This window comes from Luteimonas salinilitoris (genome assembly GCF_041300785.1).
Classification (GTDB): Bacteria; Pseudomonadota; Gammaproteobacteria; order Xanthomonadales; family Xanthomonadaceae; genus Luteimonas; species Luteimonas salinilitoris.
Genome location: NZ_JBFWIB010000013.1, coordinates 98991 through 110537 on the forward strand (window position 1 = coordinate 98991; position 11547 = coordinate 110537).

15 protein-coding genes are annotated in these 11547 nt (G+C 64.8%); 4 read left to right on the top strand and 11 right to left on the bottom strand.

Features of this window, described 5'->3' with window-relative positions; genetic code table 11:
• Window positions 1-2 precede the first annotated feature (2 nt).
• Window positions 3-371: a RidA family protein gene (locus AB5T46_RS16710; protein WP_370565185.1), complete on the bottom strand. Its 369-nt coding sequence runs from the start codon at window positions 369-371 to the stop codon at window positions 3-5.
• A gap of 118 nt (window positions 372-489) precedes the next feature.
• Here AB5T46_RS16710 and AB5T46_RS16715 point away from each other — a divergent pair, with 118 nt between their 5' ends.
• Window positions 490-978 (top strand): Lrp/AsnC family transcriptional regulator, encoded by a 489-nt coding sequence (locus AB5T46_RS16715; RefSeq protein WP_370565186.1) that lies wholly within the window; start codon window positions 490-492, stop codon window positions 976-978.
• A 174-nt stretch (window positions 979-1152) separates the two neighbouring features.
• Here AB5T46_RS16715 and AB5T46_RS16720 read toward each other — a convergent pair whose 3' ends face one another.
• The 3 genes from AB5T46_RS16720 to AB5T46_RS16730 all read right to left on the bottom strand — a co-directional run bounded on the left by AB5T46_RS16720 (window position 1153) and on the right by AB5T46_RS16730 (window position 3543).
• Window positions 1153-1620, bottom strand: coding sequence for an anthrone oxygenase family protein (locus AB5T46_RS16720; protein WP_370565187.1), 468 nt, complete (start codon window positions 1618-1620; stop codon window positions 1153-1155).
• A gap of 190 nt (window positions 1621-1810) precedes the next feature.
• Window positions 1811-2389, bottom strand: a complete 579-nt coding sequence (locus tag AB5T46_RS16725) for an OmpA family protein (protein WP_370565188.1) — start codon at window positions 2387-2389, stop codon at window positions 1811-1813.
• 251 nt (window positions 2390-2640) lie between these two features.
• Window positions 2641-3543, bottom strand: a complete 903-nt coding sequence (locus AB5T46_RS16730) for a hypothetical protein (protein WP_370565189.1) — start codon at window positions 3541-3543, stop codon at window positions 2641-2643.
• A 127-nt stretch (window positions 3544-3670) separates the two neighbouring features.
• On the opposite strand from AB5T46_RS16730, the gene AB5T46_RS16735 reads away from it, so the two are divergent.
• On the top strand, window positions 3671-4189 hold the full coding sequence (locus tag AB5T46_RS16735; protein WP_370565190.1) for a hypothetical protein: 519 nt from the start codon (window positions 3671-3673) through the stop codon (window positions 4187-4189).
• Window positions 4190-4196: 7 nt separating this feature from the next.
• On the opposite strand, the gene AB5T46_RS16740 is transcribed toward AB5T46_RS16735, so the two are convergent.
• Entirely contained in the window at window positions 4197-5645 is a 1449-nt protein-coding gene (locus AB5T46_RS16740; protein ID WP_370565191.1) for an MATE family efflux transporter, read from the bottom strand.
• Between the two features lie 342 nt (window positions 5646-5987).
• On the opposite strand from AB5T46_RS16740, the gene AB5T46_RS16745 reads away from it, so the two are divergent.
• The gene (locus AB5T46_RS16745) at window positions 5988-6584 is read left to right on the top strand and encodes a YceI family protein (RefSeq protein WP_370565192.1); all 597 of its coding nucleotides are present in this window, start codon (window positions 5988-5990) and stop codon (window positions 6582-6584) included.
• Window positions 6585-6684: 100 nt separating this feature from the next.
• On the opposite strand, the gene AB5T46_RS16750 is transcribed toward AB5T46_RS16745, so the two are convergent.
• Both AB5T46_RS16750 and AB5T46_RS16755 read right to left on the bottom strand, forming a co-directional pair.
• On the bottom strand, window positions 6685-7212 hold the full coding sequence (locus AB5T46_RS16750) for an SgcJ/EcaC family oxidoreductase (protein ID WP_370565193.1): 528 nt from the start codon (window positions 7210-7212) through the stop codon (window positions 6685-6687).
• Between the two features lie 41 nt (window positions 7213-7253).
• Complete coding sequence (locus AB5T46_RS16755) at window positions 7254-7778, bottom strand: hypothetical protein (RefSeq protein ID WP_370565194.1); 525 nt, start codon at window positions 7776-7778, stop codon at window positions 7254-7256.
• Window positions 7779-8068: 290 nt separating this feature from the next.
• On the opposite strand from AB5T46_RS16755, the gene AB5T46_RS16760 reads away from it, so the two are divergent.
• The gene (locus AB5T46_RS16760) at window positions 8069-8392 is read left to right on the top strand and encodes a hypothetical protein (protein WP_370565195.1); all 324 of its coding nucleotides are present in this window, start codon (window positions 8069-8071) and stop codon (window positions 8390-8392) included.
• 46 nt (window positions 8393-8438) lie between these two features.
• On the opposite strand, the gene AB5T46_RS16765 is transcribed toward AB5T46_RS16760, so the two are convergent.
• The 4 genes from AB5T46_RS16765 to AB5T46_RS16780 form a co-directional block, all read right to left on the bottom strand.
• Entirely contained in the window at window positions 8439-8897 is a 459-nt protein-coding gene (locus AB5T46_RS16765; protein WP_370565196.1) for an HIT family protein, read from the bottom strand.
• Between the two features lie 66 nt (window positions 8898-8963).
• Window positions 8964-9605 carry a class I SAM-dependent methyltransferase gene (locus AB5T46_RS16770; RefSeq protein ID WP_370565197.1) on the bottom strand — a complete coding sequence of 214 codons (642 nt, stop codon included), beginning with the start codon at window positions 9603-9605 and terminating at the stop codon, window positions 8964-8966.
• Window positions 9606-9675: 70 nt separating this feature from the next.
• On the bottom strand, window positions 9676-10095 hold the full coding sequence (locus AB5T46_RS16775) for a Cif family virulence factor (protein WP_370565198.1): 420 nt from the start codon (window positions 10093-10095) through the stop codon (window positions 9676-9678).
• Between the two features lie 104 nt (window positions 10096-10199).
• Window positions 10200-10955 (bottom strand): alpha/beta fold hydrolase, encoded by a 756-nt coding sequence (locus tag AB5T46_RS16780; RefSeq protein WP_370565199.1) that lies wholly within the window; start codon window positions 10953-10955, stop codon window positions 10200-10202.
• Window positions 10956-11547: the final 592 nt, after the last annotated feature.

Genomic DNA, 11547 nt, shown 5'->3' on the forward strand with positions numbered 1-11547 from the left:
GATCACGCCGCCGCCACGGCCTCGATCTCCAGCAGCCAGGCCTCGTCGAAGATGCCGGCGATGACGATGGTCAGCGCCGGCGAACGGTCGCCCAGCACCTCCTGGCGCAGTCCCTTGCTCTGCGGGATCAGGGCGCGGTCGGACAGGAAGATCGTCACCTTGACCAGGTTGTCGAACGACATGCCCGCCGCCTCGAGCTGCGCTTGCACGTTCGCCCAGGCCAGCCGGTACTGGCTGCGGTAGTCGGCAGGTACGCGGCCCTCCCCGTCGGCCGGCACCTGGCCGCTGACGAACAGCAGGCGCGAGAAATCCGAGACTTCGCAGGCCTGCGCGTAGGCAAGGCCGGTCGGGTGGTGAGGCGTGATGCGCATGTCGGGGTTCCGTTTCGAGGCTGGCACGGGGAGCGCCATCATGGCGGCCGCCAGCTGGCAGAATTGTCGGCGTTGCACGAGTACGTGTTCCTCGGCTGGGACAATGCCATGCTGCCACTTGGCCGGCCGCACCGTCGCCGTCATTTTTCCGGATCGCACCGACAAATTCACGGACCGCCGCTTGGACGATATCGATCGCCGTCTCCTGCAACTGCTCGTCGAGGACGCCAGCCGGCCTCTGAAGACGCTGGCCGCCGCCGTCTCGCTGTCGCGCAGCAGCGTGCGCGACCGCATCGCCCGGATGGAGGCCGACGGGGTGATCCGCCGCTACACCGTCGATGTCGCGCCGGCCGATGCCGGGCTCACGACCATCCTGCTGGTCCGGCTCGCGCGCACGCCCGACCCGGCGGTGGTGCGCGCGGTGGTGTCGATGCCGGACGTCGTCCGCTGCTACTCGCTCAGCGGCGAGATCGACCTGCTGGTGGAACTTGCCGGAACCGACGTCGCCGAACTCAACCTCACCCGCGATCGCATCGCCCGATTGGCCGGCGTGACCGACGTGGTGACGTCGTTCGTCCTCAACCGCGACAAGGTGCCGGCAGGGTGAAGGCCGGGCGGACATCGCGCAATCTTGAGAACGCGGGATGCCTCGGTCCCTGGCGCCATTTCCAACGCGGAGAAGTACGCCGAATTCCTGCACTGGACGAGCTGCCCGTTCTCCGCTCAGTCGAAGAAGTTGCCCACGGTGATCGTCACCCCGGTGGTGCCGTCTGGTCGCGCTTCAGCCCCTTTCGACCAGTGCCTGGATGAAGAGTACGCACGCCACCAGGCATGCGAGCGTGCGGACGTGATTCCAGCCTGTCCAACGGCGTTGGTACCGCTGCCAGACAGGCAATGCGGCGTCGCTGCCGGGGTCGACCCTTGCCAGCTCGTTGTTGAGCGGCACCTCGATCGCGATCGTGCAGACGAACATGCCGAAGATGTAGACCAACCCGCCAATGAGCATCGATTTGGCGGCCGGTTCGTTCCAGCCGGACAGCGCGATGGCCGCCAGGCCCAGGCTCGCCAGCGTCGTACCCCAGAACAGCGGCATGAACAGCGAACGCAGGATCGTCTCGTTGATCGAGTTCATCGCCGCGATCCCGCCGGAAGGCTCCATGCGGCCCAAGGCTTTCATCGCGAATGCGGAGAAGGTGAAGAACAGGCCGGCCAACAGGCCGCAGCCTGCCGCGTTGAACCAGAGCAGCACAGTCGTACCGGAGTGGATCATGGTCGGGTCCTCCAGGTGCTGGCGGCGACAGTATCGCGCACGGAATCGGAGAAATCCTGCGGTACTTTTTTGAACTGAACCCGATCCTGATGCTTGACCGCCCGGGCATCCGCCGCGGAAGCGAAAGCGGGCCGCCAGCAGCGGCCCGGCTTGCCGTTTCCCGCGCGGGTTACGTCGCCTGGCCGGCGGTCCGCGGGCCCGCATAGTCGACGATCAGGCCGACGCGGCGGTTGTCCTGCCCTGCGTCGCCGTAGGCATCCGGACGCACCTGGCGATTCTCGTCCTCGCCATAGCTGACTGCGCGGACCTGCTCGGCCGGCAGGCCGGCGGTGTTGACCAGGTAGTTGCGAACGGCATCGGCGCGCGCCTGGCCCAGGCGCTTGTTGTACGAGGCCGGGCCGGCCGGATCGGTGAAGCCCTCCACCGTGATCAATGCCTGCGAGTGGCTGCTGCGGATGACATTGGCGAAATCGTCCAGCAGCGGCTTGGCCCGTTCGTCCAGGGTCGCGTCGTCGAAGCCGAAGTATGCGGCGGTATCGAGGCGGGTCCGGCCCGCGAGCTGGGTCACCAGGGCATCGTGCTTGTCGGACAGCGCCTGGATCTGCGAGGCAAGTTGCTGGTCGGCCGCGCGGAGCTCGGCAACGGTGGCGTCGAATTCGTCACGCTTGATGTAATTGGCGCAGCCCGCGAGCGTAGCCGTCAGCACGAGAGCCGCGAGACCGGCTTGGCGCGAAAGTTGTGATGCCATGGGGAAATCTCCTACAGGGAAGGCGAACTGAATAGCGGCCTGTTCAGGTGCAAGACGCGCAGAACCGGGGGATGGCCGCCGGTCGACGCTAACCGAACATTTCTTGCCTTCCCGTGAACGACAGGTGCCAAACCACGTGCATTTCGTGATAGTGCAACACCCGGGCGCACGCCGGCGGTGAACGGCGTGCTGGCGAGCCGGGCCTCGATTTCCGGCACCTCCGAAGCCGCCGCAGCTTTCTGCTGAACGCCTCAATAAAACGCGATGCCCGGCCGCAGCACCAGCTGGAACACCGCGAGAAGCGCGATCACCGCCGCCAGCAGCGCACCGATCGGCCAACCGCCACGTCCTTCCAACGGCCGGACCGCGTGGATCCGCCACGCGCCGGCCTGCGTCCATGCCAGTCCGGCCACGGTCACGATCACCGGCAACAGCAGCACCTCCACCCACTCCCGCGGCATCCGGAACGGCACGATCAGCACGATCGCGAGCAGCGCCGGCAGCGTGGCCGCCAGCAATACGAAGCGCATGCGCGCGCCGGCGCCGGCGACCTGTGCGGGGTCTCCGGCCAGTTCAAGCAACGGCCGCAGCAGCCACAGCGCGAACAGCGGCATCGCGATCAACGCCAGCAGCGCCACCGTGGCTTTCGCGGCCGGGCCCAGCCCGAAATACGTCATCGCCATGCCGACGTCGCCCTGCGGCACCAGCGCACCGATCACCGCCTGCGGCAATGCCATGAACACGCCGCCGAAGGCCATCCAGAACACCAGCAGCCGCCACCACGCCGGTCCTGTGCGGGTGCGCCGCAGCCACAGGCCCGCGGCGATGCCGACCAGCAGCGTCGCCAGCGCGCCGGTGCCCTGGAACAGGGAGGCCAGCGGATGCGTGCCTTCCCAGCCGTGATTGTTGTGGAACAGCGTGGGGCGCAGGCCAGGCGTCAGCGCCTTGGGCAGCACCAGGAACAGTTCCTGCACGAAGAACGTCAGGTTGAACGCCAGCGTGTACAGCAGCATCGACACCGCGCTCATGCGCCAGCGCCAGGGGCGAACGGCTTCGTGCCGAACCGGCGGTTCGCCGCGCATGCGCACCATGCCGATGATCGCGAACGCCAGCGGCGCGACGACGAGGACGAGCAGGGCGGCGATCGGAAGCATGGCGGACCTTGGGTCAGTGAAAGGACGAGTGGGTCGACGGCTGGCCGCTATCGTCGCCTGGCGCCGTATCCTAATGGCGGGCAGGTGCGGCGACACCTGTCGACCGACACGAGGATCGGGCAGGACGATGACGCAGAGCAATCGGAAGACCGCTACAGCAGGTCGCCAGGGATTGGCCGCGGATGCCGGCCGATTCATCTATCCGTTCTTCATGTTCCACATGCTGGCATTCGGGCTGTCGGGTTTCTTCCTGGCCTATGGCGGCGACACGCCCGACCTCGGCTTCGTCTACGCCCACGGCGGCATCGCCATCGTCGTCTATCTGGCCTTCTACCTGGTGCTTTTCGGGATCGACCAGGTCAAATGGATGCTGATCAATGCCGGGCTCGGGATCCTGGGCATCTATGCCCAGATCGGCTGGATTCTCGGCCGCTTCGGCAGGCGGGTGGAGGACTATCCCTGGTACGTGCACGTGGTGCCGTTCCTGTACTACATCCTCTATACGTTCCTGCTTCGCCAGTTCCTGCTGGACATCACCCGCTCGCGAACCGACGCCCGGCGGCGGGCATGGGTGGAGTCGGGATACGTCGTCGTTTCGCTTCTGGTGTACGCATACCTGCTCTGGCGCGCCGGTCCACGGCAGTGAATCCCCGCTACACCTGCTTGGTCTTCCACTTGCCGCGCGTGAACAGCCACAGGGTGAACAGCCCCACCGAGGTCTCGGATACGAACACGCCCCAGAACACGCCGGTGTGCTGCCAGTCCAGCTGGATGGCGAGCACGTACGACAGCGGAATCTGGATCAGCCAGAAGAACACCAGGTTGATCCAGGTGGGCGTGGCGGTGTCGCCGGCGCCGTTGAACGCCTGCACCGCGACCATCCACCAGCCGTAGACGAAATAGGAGTACGACAGGATCCGCAGCCACTCGCCGCCGATGGCGATCACCGTCGGATCGTCGGTGAAGATCGCGATTAGCCGGTCGTGGAGCAGGAAGAACACCACCGCCACCGCCACGGTGAAGACCATGTTGTACCAGCCGATCCGCCACACCGAGGCCTCGGCGCGGTCCGGCTGGCCGGCGCCCAGGTTCTGCCCGACCAGCGTGGCCGCGGCGTTGGACATGCCCCAGGCCGGCATCAGCGTGAACATCATGATGCGGATGGCGATGGTGGCGCCGGCCACCGCCTCGCTGCCGATGCTGGCAAGGATCCGCATCAGGAAGATCCACGAGGTCATCGCCACGACCATCTGGCCGACTCCGCCCAGCGAGGTGCGCACGATGTTGAGCAGGATCGCGCCGCGCCAGACCAGCTGGGAGACCGTCACCTTGATGTGCCGGCCGCCGCGGAACAGGATCCACAGCTGCATCAGCACGCCCGCGCCGCGCCCGATATTGGTGGCGATGGCGGCTCCTTCGATGCCCATCGCCGGGATCGGGCCGAAGCCGAAGATCAGGATCGGGTCCAGCACGATGTTCAGGCCGTTGGCCAGCCACAGCACGCGCATGGCGATGGCCGCATCGCCGGCGCCGCGGTAGATCGCGTTGATCACGAACAGCAGCATGATCACCGCGTTGCCGCCGAGCATCCACTGCATGTAGCGGTAGCCGTGCTCCAGGGTCCAGGCGTCGGCGCCCATAATGCGCAGCAGGTCCTGGGCGTAGACGATGCCGGCCAGCGCGAACGGCACCGACACCAGCAGCGCGATGAGGATGGCCTGCACCGCGGTGACCGCGGCCTCCTCGTGCTTGTGCTCGCCGATGCGCCGGGCGACCACCGCGGTCACCGCCATCGCCAGCCCCATCGCGACCGAGTACAGCAGGAACAGATAACTCTCGGTCAGGCCCACGGTGGCCACCGCCGACGAGCCCAGCTTGCCGACGAAGTAGATGTCCACCACCGCGAACGTGGACTCCAGCACCAGCTCCAGCACCATCGGCACCGCCAGCAGGAACACCGCCTTGCGCAGCGGGATCTTGGTGTAGTCGGCGCCGGTGCCGCGGATCGCCTCGCGCAGTGCCGCCCAGACGGACTGCGGGGGCGGTGGAGGGGCGGCCATGGCGGCTTCGGCTTGGGCGTTCGGGTCGGATTCTGTGGTCATCGTCGGTCCGGATGCGGGTGATGGGAACGGGGCGGGCGGGTTCGTGCCGCCGCGCCGGCCTTCGAGGTACGACGGATCGAGCCTTGCGGAATCGACACCCGGGCGCCGATGGCGGCGGGCGAACCGAGGCGCGGCAATCATCGCCGCGCGGGGAAGCCGAACTTACCAGCCGCGCCGGTGCGGTTCCAAGGCCCTGAAGTGACAGGAAGCTGTGCCGGTGGGCCCGTGCGACAGTCCGGCAATGGCCGCACGGAGGGAAACGGCCCGCCGATGTCGATTCCGGCCCAGGCCGAACGTCGCCAAGGCAAGCAACGCCATTCCTTTCACGCACTGGAGCCTGCCATGACCCGCTACCGCCTTCCCGCCCTGCTGGCGCTGTCCCTCGCCGCGACCGCCGCGACCGCCGCCGAGGTCGTGTACGTGCTCGAGCCCGAGCACACCTTCCCCAGCTTCGAGGCTGACCACGTGGGCATGTCCACGTGGCGTGGCAAGTTCAACCGCAGCCGCGGCGAGGTGCGCCTCGACCGCGAGCGCGGCACCGGCAGCGTGGAGGTCGTCGTCGATGCGCGCAGCATCGACTTCGGGCTGGACGCGCTCAACGACTGGGCGATCGGCAAGGATCTGCTGGATACCGAACGCTACCCGGAAGCCACCTACCGTGGCACCCTGGCCGGTTTCCGCGACGGCGCACCCACCCGGGTCGAGGGCGAGTTCACGTTGCACGGCGTCACCCGCCCGCTCACCCTCGCCATCGATCGCTTCAACTGCCAGCCGCACCCGATCTTCAAGCGCGACTGGTGCGGCGCCGATGCCCACGCCACCTTCGACCGCAGCGAGTTCGGCCTGGACGCGGGCAAGGAGTATGGCTTGGACATGGACGTGACGCTGCGCATCCAGGTGGAGGCGAACATCAAGACCGAAGAGACCGAGGCATCGTGAGTACAGGACGCGCGCAACGCTCGCGCTTCAATCCACGCAGAGCGTAACGGCGGCCCCGCCGTTCGCCGCCGGCGCGGCAGGCGATGGCTTGCGGGTGTCGTCAGGTGGACGCAGGCGCGGGCCCGTCGGCCGCCGGCAACGCGTAGGCACGCAGCGTCCGGATCTTCCAGCCGTCCGCGGTCCGCAGCATGACGGCGAAGATCGCGAACGTCCTCGACACTACCGGCTCCGCACCGTCGCCGGTTCCTTCCCGCAGGATCTCCACCTTGCCGTCGACCGTGCTCACGCCCGGCGCGATGGCGTGCACCTCGCGCACGTGCGTGCGATGGCGGACATCCGGGGCGAATCGCGGGAACCGCTGCGCGAAGTGGCGGCGAATCGCCCTGCGGCCTTCCAGGCGCTCTCCGCGGTCCACGAACTCGAAGCTCGCGTCCACGGCGAAGAGGTCGCCGAACCGCTCCGCGTCGCGTGCGTTCCACAACGTATCCAGCGTCGACCAGAGCATGCGCACGGCCACGCTCTCTGCCGGAACCTCCGCTTCCGCCGCCTCGGCGCGTGCGTCGAGCGAGGACAGCGCGGCCACGCAGGCGAGGACCACGGCGCCTGCCGCGGCAAAGAGCCCATGCATCGGCCGCCGCTCCATCCCTGCCGGACGCGAGGCGGGGCCGCTCATTCGCCGCCTCCGCCCGATTGCGCGGCTTCCCGACGCCGGGTGTCGGTTGCGATCCAGTTCGGTTCCCACGTCCTGCCGCCGTCGTCCGAGAACGCCTGCTCGAAGCGCCATGCATCCGGCCCGCGCTGCGTGATCACGAAGCGGACCAGGACCGCGCGGTCCTCGAAGGTGTCCTGTGCGTAGAACTCGCCGCGGCCGTCCTTGAACGCACCGATCAGGGGATTGACCAGGGCACCGCTGGCGACGTTGGCGTAGTGCATGCTCCACTGGCGGGACTTCGGGTTGTAGAGGCGGAGCAGCAGGCCGTCGATGCGGCCCGTCGAACCCTCGACCTCGAGTTCAACCAGGTTCGCGCGTCCGCCCAGCAGCTCCCGCACGACCGACGTGCCTTCGTACTCGACCCAGGTGGTGGAGCCGCTCAGGGGATGCTGCAGGCGCCTGAGGTGGGTATTCCATGTTCCGATGTTGGAATCGAAATCGTGCTGCCCGTCGCGGCTCGCGGCAGCGGGCGCTGATTCCATCCCGGCGCTCTCTGCAGTCTGCCCGGCCAGGGCCGGAAGCGACTGCTGGACGAGCGTGAGGCTGCACAAAAGGACGATGCATGGATACCTGGACATGTTCTTCCCCGCCGACGGACGTTTGCCGAGTATCGCTCGCCACGGTGCCATCGTACTTGTCCGGCGTTGGCGTGCGCATGTGCCCGCACCTGCGCTTCAACGGGCACTCTTCGCATCGTGTCGCCGCCGCGCGCGCGGAGTAGGATGGCGGCCGGGCTTCGGGGAGGATCGGACCGATGCGATGGTGTCTGCTCATGATGCTGGGCGCAGCCCTGGTCGCATGCGACCGGCCGCAGCCCGCCCCCGCGGACGGAAGCGGCCCGGCGCAAGAGCGGCCGCTCGCGGCGGCCGACCTGGAACGGGAAGTGGCGCGGCTGGCCGCGGAGCACGCAGGAGAGGGCCTCTGGCCCGGTTTCGACCCGCTGGCGGTGCCGCTGGCCGTGTACGACGGGAAGCGGACGTTCCTTTTCCGCCATCCGTCTCCGCCGGAGGGATTCGTGCCGGTGCCGGACACCGATCCGGTCGCCTTTCAGGCACTGAACCGTAGGAATTACCGCATCGGCTACACGACCTGTTAGGCGAGCATGGTGCTTCCGGCCGGAGTGCATCGCAAGGAAGCATGCGCTACCGCAGAGCAGTCCTAAGACGGTCCGCCGCTTCTAGACGCTCTTCGGTTACGTAGGGCGCCTTATGCCCGCCCCAGAGGCCATCATCGCGGAAGCGAGGGAACACGTGAAGATGGAAGTGCCAAACGTCTTGATCGCCCGCTGGGCCATTGTGCTGACGCGTAGAGATTCCCTCACAACCAAATGCCTTCTTCATCGCGCTCGCCAGGAGACGTGTGGCACGAAAGAAGTCATTGCCGAGACTATCGGGGATGTCCAGCACGTTCTCGTAATGAAGCCTGGGTGCGACTAGGCAGTTGCCTTGTATGCCCGCGTAGTGATGGAGCGGAACGAAGGCAAACACGCGCGGCTCCACCAGAACAACGGCCGATCCCGGTGCCGGCGTCGGCAGAGTTTCCGCTACGCGGCAGAACGGACACTCGTAGCCGGCTGGCGCGTTCTTCATGAGGCCGAACATACCAGCTCAGCGGCGCGCCGCTTGCGGCGTGTCCTCTGGAGCGGCATGTTAGCGGTCGCGGGTCAACTAAGTAGGCGCAACACCCGCGCCTGACGAACGTGCGCGCGAATGACGTGTGTCATAGTAATGGTTCTCGCCTTCATCCTCGTACTCACCAATCAGCGTGAGGCCTGCTTCCGAGAATGCGGCCTTGTACTCCTCGGTTCCCAGAGAGTGCGACTCCTGACCCGTCAGCACGTCCGTCCAAGTGCACAGCTGCGCCGGGGATGTGAACAGAAATCTACCGTCGGGGTTCAGCGCCACAGCGACCTTGCGAATGAGATCTCGTTGCACGTCTGGGGGCAGCAGAAACATCAAGCCTACCGCGATCACGCCGTCAAACGTTCGACCAAAGAAACGTGAATCCTCGATCGCTTCGCAGGCGACATGCGCATGAGGCAACCGGCGGCGAAACGCTGCAGTCAGACTTGCCGAAGCATCTATGCCATATACCACGAATCCTTCGTTGTTTAGCGCCGTCGAGATCGGCACTCCGGATCCACAGCCGAGGTCGAGAATCGCACCGCCTCGCGGGAGAAATCGAGACCACATTTGGACTGTTGCGATACCGATGATCGACTGCTCACGCCGTCGCATGAATTCTGGGGCGACTGCCTCGTAGCCGTTTGATGGGTCGCCGGCGGTTGCGTTGTTCGTTGCTTTACTCACGATTCTCCGTTCTGCGGTCTAACGCCTGAATTAAGCCGAGCCGCGAAGCGGGTTCGGCTTGAATGAATTGTTAGGCCGCGTTGTCCGATGCCAAACGGTCAGCATGCCGATGAATCAGTTTCCACAGTCCGTTTTCGCGCCGGAATATTTCTGTCACTCTCAAGTCCATAGGAACACCTTGCTCCTCGCCTTGTATCTGCACGATAGAGCGCTGAATGCCAACCCAGTATGCGATGTTGTCATCCGCCGCCTTGTGTAGCACCTCAAAAGCATTGTTGCTCCCGGACTTGAAGAGCTTAGCGCCCTTGGTGTTTGCAGCATTTACGTGCTTGGCACCCTGCACACAATCTCCCTTTGGCCCAAAAATAGTTGCAGGCGAGCTTTGAGCGGAAATTTTGTCTAGTGGATTGGAGTTACCGTTGACGAACGCATCAGACGCTTCTTCGCGTTGCTTCATGAACTCATCGAAGTCTTTTGATGATTCAGCCATGACTCTCTCCTCAAATATACTGCGTTCGGCAGCCGACTAGCGCGAGCGGATTACAGGTAAGACGATTTGTCAGCGCATTTGAAAGAACTATTGGCGGTCGCTTGCTACGGAGCGTCGAAAAAATCGACGAGCATGGCCGTCACCCAATCCGTTCGCGTGACGGGTGCCGAATGGTCGCTACCCGGCAGTATTGCCAGTGTTCCGCTTGGCACCATTCTGAACAACTCTAGCGCATGCTCAGGACGGAGGAAGTCCTCGTCGCCCAGCATCACCATCAGTGGTGCCTTGAGCGATCGCATCTCGGCTTCCGACCAACCTTTGAAACCGGCGTACATCGCCTTTACCTTTTCGACCAGCAACGGCCACTCCTCCGGTCTCGGTGCGACCTCCCGATAGGCGTCACGGAACGGCAAAGTGTGTTCATTGTCGGGCTTCATTTCCGCCAAGCGTTGCTTGAATTCCGGTGTCTCTGCTTCGGAGTTGTAGCCGGAGCCGATAGTCGCAACTTTGTGGACGATTTTCGGATGCCGCGCTGCCAGGCCGAGCGCTACGATCCCGCCGTCGCTCCAACCGAAGACACTGGCACCGGTAATCTTTTTTTTTCGCAGTAGCGCTGCGGTGTCCTTGACCATCTGCTCGTAGGTCAGCGCCCTGTCGATGTCGGCAGTGTGGCCATGGCCTTGCTGCTCTACTGCGATCGTCGTCCAGCGCTTGGCCAACACAGGCCGCAATTTTTCGAACGAAGTCTCAATCGTCGCGAACCCTGCGTGCAACAACAACAGCGGCGGGCCGTGGCCTTGGGTCTCGCAATACATCTGAAGAGTGCCTACCTGCACGTATTCGCTGTGCACTTCATGCATTGTCGTTGCTCGAGTCATCGCCAATTCCATTGATGGTGGGAAAGCGGCCTAACGCCTGAATTAAGCCGAACCGCGAAGCGGTTTCGGCTTGAATGAATTGTTAGGACTCAACCACCTTAAACTCACTAGCAGGGGTGGCAAAGACCTCTCCATATGTGTGAGTCCCGGGTTGCTGCCCAGTGTAGGGAACGTATACCTCAACGGCCTCACCCGATGTGTGGGCGAGACGAACACAAATTGCGTCGGATTTTGCGGCTGTGCCAGGAGGGGTGACGCGCACATCTAGGCAAACGCCAGCGGCGCGGATTGTGCCCTCGGCGACAGACTGCCGGAAGGATGATTGGAGCAGGGCGATTACATCTGCTGAAGCGGGATGCTCTGAGCCCACGTCACCCGCAACGAGTGCAACTTGGCCACTCGGATCCATTGACACGCCGAATGGAATGAAATCTCCCTCTTTGGTCAGCATGATCTCAGCGAAGCCAAGAGCGGCTTTGAAAAGCTCGTTGAGATCGGAAGATGCCATTGAGTCCTAACGCTTGAATTAAGCCGACCCGCGAAGCGGCTTCGGCTTGAATGAATTGTTAGATGT